We start from the raw sequence: 15,948 nt of genomic DNA, 5'->3' as shown, positions 1-15,948 counted from the left end.
GTCCGTGCCCGTCCGGCCGCAGGTGGTCAGGCCGGCCCGGACGGAGGCGTCGCCGACGGGGATACCGTTGGGGATACAGCCTGGGACGTCGCCGAATGGGGCGGGGCAAGGACCTTGCCCGGGTTGAGGATGCCCCTCGGGTCGAGCGCGCGCTTCAGCCGCGCCATCACCTCGAGTTCCGAAGGGCTGCGGGTGAGATGCAGATAGTCCCGTTTGATCGTGCCGATGCCGTGCTCGGCCGAGATGGTTCCGCCATACCGGCTGACGGCCTCGAACACCAGGTCGCACAGCGCATCATGCGGCTGATGCGCCCCGGCCGACGGCACGTTCACCACCAGGTGCAGGTTGCTGTCGCCGATATGGCCGTAGCTCAGCGCATGGACGTCCGGCCAGTGGCGGGCGAGCGCGGCTTCGATCTCGGCCACGAAGGCGCCGGCTTCGCCGGTCGGGATGCCGATGTCGAAGCCGGTCAGCGGCCCCATCAGGCGGCCGTATTCCGAGACGCTCTCGCGCACGGCCCAGAGCTCGGTCGTCTCGCGTTCTGACTTGGGCAGAACCGCATCGGCGATATGGCCGGCGTCGATCTCCGCCGCCAGCAGGTCCTCCAGCGACTGGCGGGCCTGCCCCGCCGGCCCGCTGGCCTCGATCAGCACATAGACCCCGTGGCGCCCGGCAAGCGAACGCCGCAACTCCGGCAGGCCGTCGCACATGAAATCGTAGAAGCTGGGCCACATCACCTCGAAGGAGGTCAGCGCCGCCCCGAGCGTCGACCGGGCCGCCTTCAGAAGCCCGATCACGCCGGCGAAATCGGCACAGCCGCAGAAGGCCGAGCAGAAGCTCTGCGGCTGCGCGTGCAGCCGAAGCACCGCCCGGGTCACGACGCCGAGCGTTCCCTCGGAGCCGATCAGCAGCTGTTTCAGATCGTAGCCCGCGTTGTTCTTCAGAAGCTTGTTCAGCGACGTGACGATGGTTCCGTCGGACAGCACCGCCTCGATCCCCAAAACGTTCTCGCGCGTCATGCCGTAGCGGATCACGCGGTTGCCCCCGGCATTGGTCGAGATGACGCCGCCGACCTGACAAGAATCGCGCGCGCCCAGATCCACGGCCAGGAAGAGACCGGCCTGCTCGCAGGCCCGCTGCACGTCGCCCAGGGTGGCGCCGGCCTCCACCGTGACCGTCGCCATGACCTCGTCAATCTCCTCGATGGCGGTCATGCGGTCGAGCGACAGCGCCACGCCCCCCGCCACCGGCTGCGCGCCGCCGACAAGCCCGGTCATGCCGCCCTGCGGAACCACGCTTATCCCCAGCCGGCTGCACAGCCGCAAGGCACGGGACACGTCCTCGGTCGTGCGGGGACGGATGACCGCGATCGGCGTCACGGCCTGCTCGGAGAGCCAGTCGCGCCGATACCGTTCCGGAATCTCGGCGCCGAAGGTCGCCAGATCCCCGAGCTCTTCGCTCAAAACGGTGCGGATTTCGTCTTCCATGAAAAAGGCCTTGTCGATTCGTCCAATCGCGTGCTGGAATAGTTCAGCACCATTTTTGGTATGAAAACAATACCAAAATTAATCGGAGAAATACCCATGACCGATAAACTTGCCGGCCGGGTCGCCCTTGTCACGGGCGCCGCTCAGGGACTGGGGCTGGCGATCGCCCGTGCCTTTCACGAGCAGGGAGCCTCGGTCCTGCTTACCGATGTGAACCGGGCGGTGAGGGATGTCGCGACCCAGCTCGATGCGGGCGCCGGCCGCAGCCGGGGCGCGGTGCAGGACGTGCGCGACGAAGCACTCTGGCAGGAGCTGACGGCGGGCCTGATGCGCGACCGGGGCAGCCTCGACATCCTGGTCAACAACGCCGCGCTGACCATCTCGAAGCCACTCTGGGACATTCCCGCCGCGGAATGGGATGACGTGATGGCCGTCAATCTGCGCGGCACCTTCTTCGGCTGCCGCGCCGCCGGACGGATCATGCGCGAAGCGGGCCGGGGACGGATCATCAACATCAGCTCGCTGGCCGGCCAGCGCGGCGGCGTGGTGGCCGGCGGCCATTACTCCGCCTCGAAGGCCGGGATCGTGGTGCTCAGCAAGTGCTTCGCGGCGGAGCTGGCCGCCAGCAACGTCACGGTGAACACCATCGCCCCCGCCGCCATCGAGGGACCGATCACCCGCGTCATGCCGGCCGACAAGGTCGCCGCCATGGCAAAGACAATCCCGGTCGGCCGTCTCGGCGACGACCGCGAGGTGGGGGCCGCCGCGGTCTGGCTGGCGTCCGACGAGGCAGCCTTCGTCACCGGCGCCACCATCGACGTGAACGGCGGCATCAACATGCGCTGATCGGCGCGAAGCGACGAACCGACACTCCACCGAAACAGAAAGGTATCCCATGGCCGTTGAATTCGCCGTGCCCGAAGTCCCTAAGCCCTATCGCGTCATCCTGCTCGGCGCCGCCACCGAAGGCTGGTTCGCCGCCTCCGATGAGGAGCGCCGCGAGAAGGTGCTGCCGCGCTTCAAGGAAATGATCGAGGAATGGGATCAGCTTGGCGCCAAATGTCTGGCGACGCTGGACGACGACCTGTTCATGGTCGGCCAACCGGGCGCGCCCGACTTCACCTGGTACCTGATCTTCGAGGTGCCCTCGCTGGAGTCCCTGGCCGCTATGATCCAATGCGTGCGGCGCACCTCGAACGGCGTGCGGCTCGACCGCTACATCCGCATCGAGGGACGGCTGGGACGCGCTTTCTTCCTTCTGGAAGGCAAGCACTGATCCTCACCCCCGCCCCTTCCTACGGAGACCAGAATGGCGCAACAGCCAACTTCCGCGCCCGCGGCCCTGCGGGCGCGGCTCGGCACCGGACCGGCCCTGCGTGGCCCCTTCGTCTCGATCCCGAGCCCCGTGTCGGTCGAGATCCTCTGCACTGCCGGCCCGGATTTCCTGTGCCTCGAAGGCGAGCATGCCGCCTTGCGCGGCCCCCTGCTGGCCGACATGCTGCGCGCCGCCGATCTGGGCGGGGTGCCGGCGCTGGTCCGGGTACCCGAAGCCATGCCCTGGCTCATCGCCGAGGCCCTTGACGCCGGGGCGTGCGGCATTCTCGCGCCCCGCATCGCTTCGGCGGATCAGGCGCGGGCGGTCGTCCGCGCCGCCCGCTTTCCCCCGGAGGGCCAGCGCGGCGCCGGGCCGGGCCGCGCGACGCGCTACGGCTACGCTGCGGCCCGCTATGTCGAGCGGGCCCGCCGCGAAACCCTGGTGTCGATTCAGATCGAGACGGTCGAGGCCATCGCCGAGCTGGACGCCATCCTCGCGGTGCCGGGAATGGATCTGATCTTCATCGGGCCCGGCGATCTCGGCATCAGTCTCGCCGCCGCCGGCCGGCCGGGTCCGGAGGCCCTTGCAGCGGCCATCGACGAGATCGTCGTCCGGACCCGGGCCGCGGGGATCCAGGTGGGCCTATTCACCGCCACCGCCCCGCGGCCCGCCCCCGATCCGCGGCTCGCCCTCTACATCCAGGGCGGCGACGCGATGTTCCTGCAGGCTGCGGCGCAGGCCGCCTTCCAGCCGAAACAGTGACAAACGCCACCCGACACGGAGCTTCCGATGGCCCGGACCTTTGCCTCGCGCCGCGTCGATCGGGCGCTGTCGATCGACGAACTCCGGCATATGGCGCGCCGCCGCCTGCCCGAGGTGGTCTTCGAATATCTCGACGGCGGCGCCGAGGATGAGGTGACGCTGCGGCGAAACCGCGCCGTCTTCGACGACGTCGCCTTTCTGCCCGCCGCGCTGAACGACGTTGCCACGGTGGATGCCACGACCAGCCTGTTCGGCCGGCCCATGGCCTTCCCCTTCGCCGTCGCCCCCACCGGGTTTAACGGCCTCATGCGCCGCGACGGAGATCTGGCGCTGGCGCGCGCTGCGGCGGCGGCGGACATTCCCCTCGCCCAGAGCACGGTGTCGAACGCGCGGATCGAAACCGTCGCCGCCGTACCCGGACTGCGCCACTGGATGCAACTCTATATCTTCCGCGATCAGGCCTTCATGGAGGCACTACTCGAGCGCGCCGAGCGGGCCGGATGCGAGGCCCTGATCCTGACCGTGGACAGCAATGTCTTCGGCAACCGCGAATGGGACAAGCGGAACTACGCCACGCCGAGCCGCCCCCGCCTGTCGCGCCGCTTCGAGGCACTGCGCCATCCCGGCTGGGTGAGGGATGTGCTGCTGCCCGGCATTCCCGGCTTCGGCAATCTCGACGAGATCCTGCCCCCCGACCGGCGCGATCTGTCCGGCGCCGCGCACTGGTCGCGCACGCAGATCGACCCGTCGCTTTCGTGGCGCCACCTGGACTGGCTTCGCACCAGATGGCGCGGACCGCTCGTCGTCAAGGGACTGCTTTCGCCTTCGGATGCCGTCCGGGCGCGGGACGCCGGCGCCGACGGCATCGTGCTGTCCAACCACGGCGGGCGGCAGCTCGACGGCGCGGTCGCGCCCCTGCAGATCCTGGCGGAGACGCGCCAGGCACTGGGGGCCGGCACGGTGCTGATGATCGACGGTGGCATCCGCCGGGGCAGCGATATCGCCAAGGCCGTCGCGCTCGGCGCCGACGCCGTGCTGTCGGGCCGCGCCCCGCTCTACGGCCTGGCCGCCGGAGGCGAGGCGGGCGTGGCGCGGGCCCTCGCGCTTCTGGCCGAGCAATTCTTGCGCGTCATGGCGCTGCTCGGCCGACGGTCCGTCGCGGACCTGAGCCCCGACTGCCTGCGCGATGTCGCGGACCTCGGTCCTCTGCGGTCCGTGGAAACGCCCTGCGGGGCCCAGTCGATCCGGGATCGGCCACGCTAGCCCGCCGACCCGCCGAGCGCGGCTTCCAGCCGCCTGGCGTGATCGATCACCAGGGTCGTGAAGGTCTCGTGCCGCGCGCCTACGGCGGCCTCGATGCCGACCATGCCCAGGCTGCCGACCATGCCGTTCGGCCCGAACACGGGCGCGGCCAGGGCGTAGACGCCGTCCAGCATCTCCGACGCGCTGTAGGCGCATCCCTTGGCCCGGATGTCCGCCAGGCTCGCCAGCAGGTCGTCCCGCGCGGTGATCGTCTGCTCCGCCAGCCTGGGAAGGCCGACATCCGCGATCACGGACTCGATGACATCGGGTCTGGAGAACGCCAGGATCACCCGCGCGGATGCGCCGGCATGCAAGGGCACCCTGACGCCCTCCTCGATCGCGAGGTGGATCGGCGTCGCAGGAAGCGCCCGCGCGATCGTAAGTGCCTTGATGCCACGCCGGACCATCAGGTAGCTCGCCTCGCCGGTCTGCTCCGTCAGTTCCTTCAGCACCGGCATGGCGACCGTGCGCAACTCCTGGTCCAGGTCGAAATCGGCGCCCAGCGTCATCGCCTTGAAACCGAGCCGGTAGCGGCGGCTTCGTTCGTCGCCGACGACGAAATCCTTGTCGCGCAGGGTGGCGAGAAGGCCGTGGACGACGCTCTTGCTCAGGCCCAGTTCGCGCGCCAGCTCGGTGACGCCCCACTCCCGCGGTTGCGCCGCCATCAGCTCGAGCAGGTCGAGCGCCTTGGCCACGGTGCTGAGCCTGCCCGGTTTGGCGCCGTGCCCCCCCGCGTCCTCCCTGACGGCCAGACTGGCGTCTTCGTTTCGGCCCAATTCCGACATGCATGCTCCGGCAAGATGACAACGACCCGCGCTTTTAAAGCGATTCTAGGCCCGAGAATCTGCCTTGCCAAGCGAAATTGGTCGTCTATTATGAACACTGTTCTGATATCACGAACAACTAATCAACGTCCTTGGCAAGGGAGAAAGACATGACACGCGCGAACGGATATCTGGCCGGCCGCACCGCCATCACCGGACCGATGGCATGGAAGGGGTCCGACTACGGCGCCAGATCCGAATGGGAGTTCCGGTTCACGCCGCAGCATCTCGCCGAGATCGAGGCGGCCGCCAAGCATCTGGAAGGCCGCGGATTGGCGCTCTCCGAGGTAACCCCCGAAGACTTCCCGCTGCCCACGCTCGGCGCCGAACTAAGGACAATGGACGAGGTCCTGCGCTCGGGCTGCGGCTTCGCGCTGATGACCGGCATCGACGTCGACCGCTATTCCGAAGACGTCATGCGCCTGATCTTCGTGGGCGTCGGATCCTATTTCGGCACCTCGGTGTCGCAGAGCCATCGCGGCGACTATCTCGGCGACGTCATCGACCGCTCGGAGGCCGGCAACGAACGCCCCTATCGCCGCGGCGGCACGATCAGCATGCACCGCGACCCCTCCGACATCGTCGGGCTGTTCTGCCACCGCAACGCCAAGGAAGGCGGGCTGAGCCGCATCGCCTCGGCGGCCACCATCTGGAACACCTTCGTCGCCGAGCGGCCCGACCTTCTCGATCCGCTGATCGAGGGCTTCCAGTTCTATCGCCCGACCGCCGACCGGGGCGCCTCCCCGGCCCTCACCCCTGTCAATATCCCCGTCTTTGCCGAGGACGACGACGGGCAGATCCACTGCTCCTACATCCCCGAGCTCATCCGTAGCGGCGCCCAGCATGACGGCGGCACGCTCGATCCGCGCGCCGAGGAGGCGCTGAGCTTCTTCGAGACGGTGGCCAATCGCGACGGCGTCTTCCTGGACATGGAGTTCCGCCCCGGCGACATGCAGTTCCTGAACGACCGCACCACCGTGCACGGCCGCACCGACTACCAGGACTGGCCGGAACAGTCGCGCAAGCGCCATCTCTTTCGGCTGTGGCTCATGTGCCCGCACTGGTCGGCCCCGACCAGGCGGCTGCACATCTTCGATCAGGCCGACCGCGCCGGCGGCGGCATTCCGAAGGCCGCCTAGGCCACCGGCACCCTGACGATATCCGCGTGACCGGCCGGCGAGGCCGGTCACGCCCCCGCCTAACCCCCGACGCCTAACCCCCGACGCCTGGCTCCCCGGGGCCCGTACCGGTCACCCGTCCCGGGCCGCCTCGTCGAGCAGGGCGACCACCTCCTGGTCGGAGACCTGGCGGAAGTCGATGTAGTGGGCGCCGATCGCGTAGAACGCGGCCGGCATCTCCAGGCAGACGACCCGGTCGACCTCGCCGCGCATCGCCGCGACCGTATCCTCCGGCGCCACCGGAACGGCGAGGATCAGCGCCTTCGGCTTGCGCCGCCTCAGCGCCTTCAGCGCCGCCCGCGTCGTCGCCCCCGTCGCGATGCCGTCGTCGACGACGATTACGGTGCGGTTCACCACCGGCGCCCGCGCGCGCCCCTTCAGGTATTGGTCGCGGCGACGCTCGATCTCCTTGAGCTCGCGGGCCTCCCCGGCGTCGAGATCGGCCTGGCTGAGGCCGGCGAGCCGTACCACGTCCGTGTTGACCACGAGCTGCGGATCGTCGCCGTCGACCACCGCGCCGGCGGCGAGCTCGGGCTGGAACGGCACGCCGATCTTGCGCACCAGCACCAGGTCGAGCGGCGCCTTAAGCGCCCGCGCGATCTCGATCGCCACCGGCAGCCCGCCGCGCGGCAGCGCCAGCACCACCGGATCGGTGAGCGCGGGATCCTCGGCCACGATCCGCGTCAGTTCCGCGGCGAGCTTCTTCCCGGCCTCGGTGCGATCGGCGAACATCACGCGCTCCCGCTGCCGGTCAGATGGGTCTCGAACCAGTCGCCGGCGAGCGCGACGACGGCGTCCAGCGTCCCCGGTTCCTCGAACAGATGCGTCGCCCCGGGCACGATCTCCAGGCGCTTCTCGCAGGCAAGCTCGGCGAAGGCGGCCTCGTTCAGCGCGATCACGCCGTGATCGGCCCCGCCGACGATCAGCAGCGTCGCCGCCCGCACCTGGGCGAGCGCGTTGCCGGCAAGATCGGGCCGGCCGCCCCGCGAGACCACCGCCCTGACCGCCTCCGGCATGCCGGCCGCCGCCACCAGCGCCGCCGCCGCGCCGGTGCTGGCGCCGAACAGGCCGAGCGGCAGGGCCGCCGTGTCGGCCTCGCCGTGTGTCCACGCGATCGCCTCGACGAGCCGCGCCGCCAGCCTGGGGATGTCGAAGACGTTGTGCCGGTCGGCGGCCTCCGTCTCCGTCAGGAGATCGAACAGCAGGGTGCCGAGGCCGCGCGCGCGCAGTTCGCCGGCGACGAAATTGTTGCGCGGGCTGAACCGCGAACTGCCGCTGCCATGGGCGAACACGACGAGCCCGCCCGCCCCGTCCGGCAGCTCCAGCCGGCCTTCCAGCGCCTTCGGCCCGATTACGACGTCCCGTGCGGTATTGCCCATCGACGACCGTTCCATGGTTGAATGCTCCCATTGGAACCCGGAATCCGCCTTGATGGCAATCAAGGCGCGGGCGGATGCCGGCAGGATAACGAAGAAGCGATGTCCGATTCCGATCATGCGCCCCCGGCCGGCGCCGCAACCAGGCCGCCGTCGCTTGCCGACAAGGTCCGCTACCTGAGCGACCCGGCCAGCTATCCGCACCGCCCCCGCGCCGTGCGCGCGGTGGAGACCCACATGTCCTGGGTCTTCCTCGCCGGCCCGCTCGTCTACAAGCTGAAGAAGCCGGTCCGCTATCCCTTCCTCGACTTCGGCACGCTCGCGGCCCGCGAGCATTTCGTCCGCGAGGAGGTGCGTCTCAACCGCCGGCTCGCGCCCGACGTCTATCTCGCCGTCACGCCGCTGTCGCGCGATGCCGCCGGCGCGCTGGCGCTCGGTCCGGGCGTTGCCGTAGTCGACTGGCTCGTCGCCATGCGCCGCCTGCCCGAGCAGCAGATGCTCGACCAATTGATCCGCACCGGCGAGGCAACCGGGCCGATGATCGCGCATCTGGCCGACGTGCTAAGTGATTTCTTCGCCCACGCGCCGTCCGAGGCACCCGACCCGCACGACTACACCGAGCGCTACCTGGTCGAGCAGGCCGAGACCGCAGCCGTCCTGAGCGACCCCGCCTATCGCTTCGACGGCGCCCGCATCGAGGCGGCGTTCGCCCGGTTCGACGCGGCCTTCGCGGCCGCCCGCCCCCTGATCGAGGCGCGCATCCGCGCGGGCCGCATCGTCGAAGGCCACGGCGACCTGCGCCCCGAACACGTCTGCCTGGACGAGCCGGTGGCGATCATCGATTGCCTCGAGTTCAACCGCGACCTGCGCCTGCTCGATCCGTTCGAGGAGATCGCGTTCCTCGGCCTCGAATGCGCGCGCGACGGGGCGGACTGGATCTTCCCGTTGCTGCTGGAGCGCTGCGCCGATGCCCTGGACGACCGCCCGCCGGCGCCACTGATCCGCTTCTACTGGATCTATCGCGCCCTGCTGCGCGCCCGCCTGTCGCTGGTCCACCTGGCCGAACCGACCCCGCGCACGCCGGAGAAATGGCGCCCCCTCGCCTGGCGCTATGTCGCGCTGGCCGAGCGCGAGGACATCGTCCCGACCCCGTTCAATCCATAAGCCCGGTTCAATCCGTAGGCCCAGCTCAATCCATATGCCGGGTTCAGTCCATCGGCCCGGCCAGGCCGCTGATGGAGCCGCCGCCGGAAAGCCGGCTGATCGCCTTGGCCACCGCCGGCGCCGCCGACACGATCTCGACCCGGTCGCGCGCCTCTCCACCCAGGCGGAACGGCGGCACCGTATCGCTGACGACGATGCCCGACAGCACCGGGTCGGCAAGCGTCTCGGCGGCATGGCCGGTGAACAGCCCGTGCGCGGCAAGCGCCCGGACATCGGCCGCGCCGTGCGCGCGGCAGGCCTGAGCGGCGCGCGTCATCGTCCCGCCCGAGGCGATAATGTCGTCGACGACGAGCACCCGCGCGCCGGCGACCTCGCCGACCAGCAGGTCGCCGCTGACGACGCCGGCGCTGCGCCGCTTCTCCATGAAGGCCTGGCCCACTGGCCGGCCGATGCGCGCCTCCAGCGCCTCGCGGAAAAGCTGCGCCCGCTTGACCCCGCCGGGATCAGGCGAGGCAACGACGATATCGCCCCCGGCCAGCGCGGCGGCGCGATCGAGGAAGACCGATCTGAGATCGAGATGCACGCTCTGGCAGCGGAAGGCGTTCTGGAAGGCGACGACATTGTGCACTTCCAGCGTCATCACCCGGTCGACGCCGACGGCCTCGAAGAGCTGCGCCACGTAGCGCGTCGTCACCGGATCGCGCGGCTTGGTCTGCCGGTCCTTGCGGGCATAGGCCAGATAGGGGACGACGGCGGTGACCCGCGCCGCGCCGTTCTCGCGCAGCGCCGCCAGGAAGAACAGCAGCCGCACCAGCTTGTCGTTCGGGCTCTCGTCCGGCCCGCCGTGCAGGCTCTGGATCACATAGGCATCGGCCCCGCGCACGCTGACGAGCGGACGCGCCTTGTGCTCGCCGTCCTCGAAGGCGCGCTCCTCATGCGCGTCGAGATCGACGCCGATTGCGGCGGCGACGCTTTCGCCGAAGGCGCGCGAGGCATTCAGCGCGAACAGGCGCATGAGGCGGTCCCCAACTGGTGATCAGCGGCCATAGTAGCCGATCAGTTCCACGGCCTCGATCTCCAAGGGACGGGCCATCCGCTGGATCTCGACGCAGCCGGCACCCGGTCCCGCCGCGGTGATGCGGCCGTTCAGGGCGCTGAGCCGGAAATGGTAGGCATGCGGCCTGTGCCCCCTGGGCGGGCACGGGCCGCGATAACCCGGCGAACGGAAATCATTGATCGCCTGCGCGACGTCGGTCTCCGGCGTCTCCGGACCGTAGCCGCCGCTCAGGCTCCGCCGGTCGGCGGGAATGTTGTAGGCGGCCCAGTGATGGAAGGTGCCGCCGGGCGCATCCGGATCGTCGCAGACGAGCAGGAAGCTCTCCGTTCCCTCCGGCACGCCGGCCCATTCGAACGGCGGCGAGCGGTCGTCTCCCTCGCATGTGTATTGCTGCGGAATACCGCCGCCCTCCGCGAAGGCCGTGGTTGCGAGCGTCAAGGCCATGGTGGTCCTCCCGGTTGCGGTGCCGGATCTCCCGATAACGGCGCGGGATGCGGAAAACCGCGCGCGTGGCCGCGCGATACGGTATTCCTCTGACACCGCCATTCAACGACGTTCTCCATCCATGTTGCAAATCGTCCCTGTGTTCGAGGTCCTGGCGCTGCTGGCGCTGGCGAACGTCAGCCCGATTGCGGCCAAGCGGATCATGGGAGACCGGTTGTCCCGGCCGCTCGACGGCGGGATCCGCCTTTTCGACGGACAGCCGCTCTTCGGCGCCTCCAAGACCATCCGCGGTCTCGTCGTCGCGCTGGCTATGACGGCGCTCGGCGCCGTCCTGCTCGGCGAACCGTGGACGCTGGGCCTGGCCATCGGGGCGGCCTCGATGGCGGGCGACTTGGCGTCGAGTTTCATCAAGCGCCGGCTCGGCCTTCCCCCCAGCGCGCGCGCGACCGGCCTCGACCAGATACCCGAGGCGCTGCTGCCCGCGCTCGCCGCCATGCCGCTGCTCGGCCTGACATGGCCGGATGTGGCGCTGACGGTCGTGTTGTTCTGGCTGGGCGGGGTGGTCCTGTCGAAATGGCTTTTCCGGCTGGGCTTCCGCGACGAGCCGCACTGAGGCTCAGCGCGCCACCTCCAGGCGATGCAGGGTGATTTCCGGCGCGCAGTTGAACCGCACCGGCACGATCGACGTGCCCGCGCCCCGCGAGGTGTAGCCGGCCATGCCGTGATGCGCCCAGGCGCCCGCCCCGAGCCGGCGCGGCAGCTCCGAATCCAGGGTGATCGGGATGCCGCCGGGCAGGCAGATCTGGCCGCCATGGGTATGGCCGCAAAGCATCATGTCGAATCCGGCATGCGCCGCCTGGCGGTAGATTTCCGGCGTGTGCGCCAGCAGGATCGAGAAGTCGTCGTCCGGCACCGTGGCGACCGCCTTCTCGATGTTCTCGGCGCGGTAGAAATGCGGATCATCGACACCGACGACGTGGATCCGCGCCCCGTCGCGCTCAATCACCGCCGCCTCGTTCATCAGCATGCGGATGCCGAGATCCTCGAGATCCGGCACCATGCGCACCGTGTCGTGGTTGCCGAGGATGCCGAACACCGGTGTCGTGATCGCCGGCAGCAGTTCGGCGACGATCTTGACCGCGGGGCCGTGCGGGCCGTGCGTCGGCCCGCGATAATCGCCGGTCAGGACGCAGAGATCGTAGGTGAGGCCGCCGATCATCTCGCGCACCCGCGCCATCGCCCGCAGGCTGGCGTCGCCGTGCAGGTCGCTCAGCTGCAACACCGTGTAGCCGTCGAAGGCGGGCGGCAGCACGGCGGATCTGACGATGTTCTCGCGCAGGACGACGCGGGTCGCGTTGCGCTTTCCCCGCCAGTACAGACCGGTGGCCTTCAGGCCATATTCGACGGCGAGCGCGAACAGCCGCGAGTTTTCCAGATGGAAGAAATTGCGGCCGTATCCGAAGATCTGGGCCTCGTGATCCGTCTCCACGCCCAGGCGCTGGCGCGCGTGCAGCCGGCCGAGCCGCGTCTCCAGGCGGGATAGATCGGGGTCGTTCAACGTTCTCGGTCCGATATGCGGCGTGGCGTTCCGGTGGCGTTGCGATGCCGTGGCCGAAGCCGGCGCCTCCTCATATAGGCGATTATCGGAAAAAATGCTTGTCGCACCGCTCCGGCATCGGCGCGGCATCGGCGCGGAGCCTCGACAGGACCGCGGCCGGACCGGTTTAGTGCGCTAGTATCACGCCTGCCCCCTTGGCCGCGAAGGAGACCGGCAATGCCCACGCCCAGCCATGAAGAGGGTCGAAAATGGCGCGGCGACATATCCCGCCGCGCGATCGCCGACATCATGGCCACCGGCGCTGCCATTCCGGACCGCGAGGTCGCGCCGCCGTGCGGATGAGGCCGCCATCGACGCGTCTCGTCGCCGCGCTCGGCGGCAACGCCTTGCTCAGGCGCGGCGAACCGCTGACCGCCGCCAACCAGCGCCGCAACGTCGCGGTCGCCGCCAGCGCGCTCGCCCCGATCGCGGCGTCCCACAGCCTCGTCGTCACTCACGGCAACGGCCCGCAGGTGGGCCTCCTCGCCCTTCAGGGGGCCGCCTACCGCGCCACGGACGCCTATCCGCTCGACGTCCTCGACGCCGAGACCGAAGGCCAGATCGGCTACCTGATCGAGCAGGAGCTGATGAACCGGCTGCCGGCCGGCCGTCGCTGCGCGACGGTACTGACCCAGATCGAGGTGGACCGGAACGACCCGGCCTTCGCCGCGCCGACCAAGCCGATCGGCCCGGTCTATTCGCAAGCCGACTCGCGGCGACTCCAAGACGACCGCGGCTGGACCTTTTGCCGCGACGGAGTCGGCTATCGCCGAGTGGTTGCCTCGCCGGAGCCCAGGCGCATTTTCGAGATCGGCGTCATCGAGCTGCTCGTCGAAAACGGCGTCATCGTCATCTGCGCCGGCGGCGGCGGCATCCCGGTCGTGCGCCGCGACGACGGCGGTCTCGTCGGCGTCGAAGCGGTGATCGACAAGGACAAGGCAAGCGCCCTGCTGGCCACGCAAGTGCGGGCCGGGGCGTTGCTGCTGCTTACCGATGTCGACGGTGTCTATCTCGACTGTGACACGCCCAAGGCACGGAGAATAAAGCGGATTTCGCCGGACGCGATCCGCCGGCACCGCTTCGCCGAGGGCTCCATGGGCCCGAAGGTCGAGGCCGCCTGCCGCTTTGTCGAGGCGACCGGCGGCACCGCCGGCATCGGCGCGCTGAAGGATGCCGCGGCGATACTTGCCGGCGCGGCCGGCACCGCGATCACCGCGCGCGCGACCGCAACGGAGTTCTGGGATTAACCGCGCTCGCGCCGTTCGAGGAACGCCTCGACAAGGTCGCCGAGCCCCGGTTCGTCCATTTCCGCATAATCGTAGCGCACCCGCACGATCGGCACGCTCACATCGATCAGACCGGCAAGATCGCAGGGCGTGGCCGAGATCACGACATCGACCTTCGCGGCGTTGATGGTTCTGCGTAGCGCGTCGAGCTGGTCGTCGCTGTAGCCGACGGCCGGCAGAACCGCCCCGATATGCGGATACTTCGCATAAATCGCTGCGATTTCCGGCGCCGCCGCCGCCGCCGCGCGCGGATCGACGATCTCAGCGCCGGCACGCATTGCCGCGACATAGCCCGCGCCGTAGGCCATGCCGCCATGAGTGATCGTCGGCCCGTCCTCTATCACCAGCACGCGCCGGCCCTTGACGCGCGCCGGATCGTCGAGCGTCACCGGCGAGGCCCCGCGCACGATCCGGGCGTCCGGATTGAGCCGCCGCGCCGTCCCGCTGACCTCGGCTATCGCGCCCGCGTCGACCGCGTCGGCCTTGGCGACGAGCACGATATCGGCCATGCGCAGCACGGTTTCGCCGGGGTGATAGGCCGTTTCGTGGCCCGCCCGCATCGGATCGACCAGGGTGATCATCAAATCGGGCACGTAGAAGGGAAAATCGTTGTTGCCGCCGTCCCACAGGATGATGTCGGCGTCGGCTTCCGCCCGTTTCAGGATCGCGCGGTAGTCGACGCCGGCATAGACGACGGTGCCGAGCGCCAGATGGGGCTCGTATTCCTCGCGCTCTTCCACAGTGCAGTCGGCCGCGTCGAGATCGCCGCGCGTTTCGAAGCGCTGCACCGCCTGCCGCTGGATATCGCCATACGGCATAGGATGCCGCACCACGGCCACCCGCAGCCCCTTCTCCTTGAGTAGCCGCGAAAGCCAGCGGGTTACCTGCGACTTGCCGCAGCCGGTTCTGACGGCGCAGACGGCGATCACCGACACCTGGGCGTTGAGCATCGTGTGCTTCGGCCCGAGCAGTGTGAAATCGGCGCCGGCGGCAAGCGCGATCGACGCCTGATGCATCACATGGGCGTGCGTCACGTCGCTATAGGCGAAGACGACGGTATCGATGGCCTCTTCCCGGCAAAGCGCGGCCAGGCCGGCCTCGTCGATGATCGGGATGCCTTCGGGATAGAGCGCCCCGGCGAGCGCGGCCGGGTATCGGCGCCCGGCGATATCGGGGATCTGGGCGGCGGTGAAGGCGACGACACGGACACTGCGGTCGCCGCGATAGACGGTGTTGAAATTGTGAAAGTCGCGCCCGGCCGCGCCCATGATCACGACGCGCCGCGGCGCACCCTCGTCGCGCATTGCCCGCCTCCCTGTTCGCAACGATGAAAACCGACGGACCAGCGAGATTGACCGCGGACCGTCCAGATAGCAAACAGGAAGGAGACGCGAGGCAGAACCGGACTTTCGGCATGACGGCACGGCCTTTGATATCGCTTGCGGCGCGAGCCGCGTCTCCGCCTGTCCCGCGGCCATGATGATCGAGTCGCTTTTCACCGATGCGGAGGGCTTCGTCCGCGCCCATGGCCCGGTCGCGGCCGGCGCGATCATCTTTCTGGAATCCTTTGGTGCCCCGCTTCCGGGCGAATCCCTGCTGATTCTGTCCGGAACGCTCGCCGCCCGCGGCGAGATATCCTTGATCGCCCTGCTCGTCTGGGCGTGGTGCGGCGCGGTCCTCGGGGACAGCGTCGGCTTTCTCGTCGGGCGCACGCTCGGCCGCACCCTGATCCTCCATCACGGGCGCCGCTTCGGCCTCACCCACGAACGGTTCGCCAAGGTCGAATCCGTCTTCACCCGCTACGGCCCGATCGCCGTCGTTTTCGCCCGTTTCTTCGACATCCTGCGGCAACTGAACGGTCTTGTCGCCGGTACCGCCGGCATGCCGTTCCCGCGATTTCTGCTGTTCAACGTGATCGGAGGCTTCCTTTGGGTTGGCACCTGGGGGCTCGGCGCCTGGTACTTCGCCGGACATGTCTCCAGCATCTCCGACCTTGCGCATCGCCTTGGCCCCTGGGGGATCGCTGCGGCCGTCGCCACGGCGCTCTGCGCCGTCGGCCTGGTCCTGCTCCTTGCCAGAACGGTGCCATCATCGGCCCCGACCGACCGCCCCTGATCCGCTGTTCCGCGCGATGGCCTGCCCTCGTCCCGCCTGGA

At 69.3% G+C, this 15,948-nt stretch carries 18 protein-coding genes; 10 read left to right on the top strand and 8 right to left on the bottom strand.

Features of this window, described 5'->3' with window-relative positions:
- Window positions 1-26 precede the first annotated feature (26 nt).
- On the bottom strand, window positions 27-1,487 hold the full coding sequence (locus MUB46_RS22220) for an FAD-binding oxidoreductase (protein ID WP_261618168.1): 1,461 nt from the start codon (window positions 1,485-1,487) through the stop codon (window positions 27-29).
- Between the two features lie 96 nt (window positions 1,488-1,583).
- On the opposite strand from MUB46_RS22220, the gene MUB46_RS22215 reads away from it, so the two are divergent.
- From MUB46_RS22215 to MUB46_RS22200, 4 genes are read left to right on the top strand one after another with little or no spacing between them, the layout of a single operon-like run.
- Window positions 1,584-2,333 carry an SDR family oxidoreductase gene (locus MUB46_RS22215; protein ID WP_261618167.1) on the top strand — a complete coding sequence of 250 codons (750 nt, stop codon included), beginning with the start codon at window positions 1,584-1,586 and terminating at the stop codon, window positions 2,331-2,333.
- Window positions 2,334-2,382: 49 nt separating this feature from the next.
- Window positions 2,383-2,763, top strand: a complete 381-nt coding sequence (locus MUB46_RS22210) for a hypothetical protein (protein WP_261618166.1) — start codon at window positions 2,383-2,385, stop codon at window positions 2,761-2,763.
- A gap of 33 nt (window positions 2,764-2,796) precedes the next feature.
- Entirely contained in the window at window positions 2,797-3,564 is a 768-nt protein-coding gene (locus MUB46_RS22205; RefSeq protein ID WP_261618165.1) for an HpcH/HpaI aldolase family protein, read from the top strand.
- A 27-nt stretch (window positions 3,565-3,591) separates the two neighbouring features.
- Window positions 3,592-4,827, top strand: a complete 1,236-nt coding sequence (locus MUB46_RS22200) for an alpha-hydroxy acid oxidase (protein WP_261618164.1) — start codon at window positions 3,592-3,594, stop codon at window positions 4,825-4,827.
- Here MUB46_RS22200 and MUB46_RS22195 read toward each other — a convergent pair.
- On the bottom strand, window positions 4,824-5,651 hold the full coding sequence (locus MUB46_RS22195) for an IclR family transcriptional regulator (RefSeq protein WP_261618163.1): 828 nt from the start codon (window positions 5,649-5,651) through the stop codon (window positions 4,824-4,826). The two genes, MUB46_RS22200 and MUB46_RS22195, sit on opposite strands and share 4 nt — an antisense overlap.
- A gap of 149 nt (window positions 5,652-5,800) precedes the next feature.
- Here MUB46_RS22195 and MUB46_RS22190 point away from each other — a divergent pair, with 149 nt between their 5' ends.
- Window positions 5,801-6,829, top strand: coding sequence for a TauD/TfdA family dioxygenase (locus tag MUB46_RS22190; RefSeq protein WP_261618162.1), 1,029 nt, complete (start codon window positions 5,801-5,803; stop codon window positions 6,827-6,829).
- Window positions 6,830-6,940: 111 nt separating this feature from the next.
- On the opposite strand, the gene MUB46_RS22185 is transcribed toward MUB46_RS22190, so the two are convergent.
- Together MUB46_RS22185 and MUB46_RS22180 are read right to left on the bottom strand one after the other, a co-directional pair.
- Window positions 6,941-7,600: a phosphoribosyltransferase gene (locus MUB46_RS22185; protein ID WP_315902774.1), complete on the bottom strand. Its 660-nt coding sequence runs from the start codon at window positions 7,598-7,600 to the stop codon at window positions 6,941-6,943.
- Complete coding sequence (locus MUB46_RS22180; protein WP_261618160.1) at window positions 7,600-8,262, bottom strand: dienelactone hydrolase family protein; 663 nt, start codon at window positions 8,260-8,262, stop codon at window positions 7,600-7,602. The genes MUB46_RS22185 and MUB46_RS22180 overlap by 1 nt, the downstream gene beginning before the upstream one ends.
- An 84-nt stretch (window positions 8,263-8,346) precedes the next feature.
- Here MUB46_RS22180 and MUB46_RS22175 point away from each other — a divergent pair, with 84 nt between their 5' ends.
- Window positions 8,347-9,408: a hypothetical protein gene (locus MUB46_RS22175; RefSeq protein ID WP_261618159.1), complete on the top strand. Its 1,062-nt coding sequence runs from the start codon at window positions 8,347-8,349 to the stop codon at window positions 9,406-9,408.
- A 43-nt stretch (window positions 9,409-9,451) separates the two neighbouring features.
- Here the strand turns inward: MUB46_RS22175 and MUB46_RS22170 are convergent, their stop codons facing one another.
- Window positions 9,452-10,423: a ribose-phosphate diphosphokinase gene (locus tag MUB46_RS22170; RefSeq protein WP_261618158.1), complete on the bottom strand. Its 972-nt coding sequence runs from the start codon at window positions 10,421-10,423 to the stop codon at window positions 9,452-9,454.
- A 21-nt stretch (window positions 10,424-10,444) separates the two neighbouring features.
- A complete protein-coding gene (locus MUB46_RS22165; protein WP_261618157.1) occupies window positions 10,445-10,909 on the bottom strand; it encodes a YbhB/YbcL family Raf kinase inhibitor-like protein in 465 nt (154 codons plus the stop codon).
- Window positions 10,910-11,030: 121 nt separating this feature from the next.
- On the opposite strand from MUB46_RS22165, the gene MUB46_RS22160 reads away from it, so the two are divergent.
- A complete protein-coding gene (locus MUB46_RS22160; RefSeq protein ID WP_261618156.1) occupies window positions 11,031-11,522 on the top strand; it encodes a CDP-archaeol synthase in 492 nt (163 codons plus the stop codon).
- Between the two features lie 3 nt (window positions 11,523-11,525).
- Here MUB46_RS22160 and MUB46_RS22155 read toward each other — a convergent pair whose 3' ends face one another.
- Entirely contained in the window at window positions 11,526-12,467 is a 942-nt protein-coding gene (locus MUB46_RS22155; RefSeq protein ID WP_261618155.1) for a metallophosphoesterase, read from the bottom strand.
- Window positions 12,468-12,683: 216 nt separating this feature from the next.
- Between MUB46_RS22155 and MUB46_RS22150 the strand changes: the two genes are divergently transcribed.
- Complete coding sequence (locus MUB46_RS22150) at window positions 12,684-12,809, top strand: hypothetical protein (RefSeq protein WP_261618154.1); 126 nt, start codon at window positions 12,684-12,686, stop codon at window positions 12,807-12,809.
- Window positions 12,806-13,753, top strand: coding sequence for a carbamate kinase (gene arcC / locus MUB46_RS22145; RefSeq protein ID WP_261618153.1), 948 nt, complete (start codon window positions 12,806-12,808; stop codon window positions 13,751-13,753). The genes MUB46_RS22150 and arcC overlap by 4 nt, the downstream gene beginning before the upstream one ends.
- Here the strand turns inward: arcC and MUB46_RS22140 are convergent.
- Window positions 13,750-15,096, bottom strand: coding sequence for a cyclic 2,3-diphosphoglycerate synthase (locus MUB46_RS22140; protein WP_261618152.1), 1,347 nt, complete (start codon window positions 15,094-15,096; stop codon window positions 13,750-13,752). The two genes, arcC and MUB46_RS22140, sit on opposite strands and share 4 nt — an antisense overlap.
- Before the next feature lie 175 nt (window positions 15,097-15,271).
- On the opposite strand from MUB46_RS22140, the gene MUB46_RS22135 reads away from it, so the two are divergent.
- Window positions 15,272-15,907, top strand: coding sequence for a DedA family protein (locus tag MUB46_RS22135; protein ID WP_261618151.1), 636 nt, complete (start codon window positions 15,272-15,274; stop codon window positions 15,905-15,907).
- Window positions 15,908-15,948: the final 41 nt, after the last annotated feature.

It is taken from the genome of Microbaculum marinisediminis, from assembly GCF_025397915.1.
GTDB classification, from domain to species: Bacteria; Pseudomonadota; Alphaproteobacteria; order Rhizobiales; family Tepidamorphaceae; genus Microbaculum; species Microbaculum marinisediminis.
This window is presented reverse-complemented; position numbering and strand designations above follow the sequence as displayed.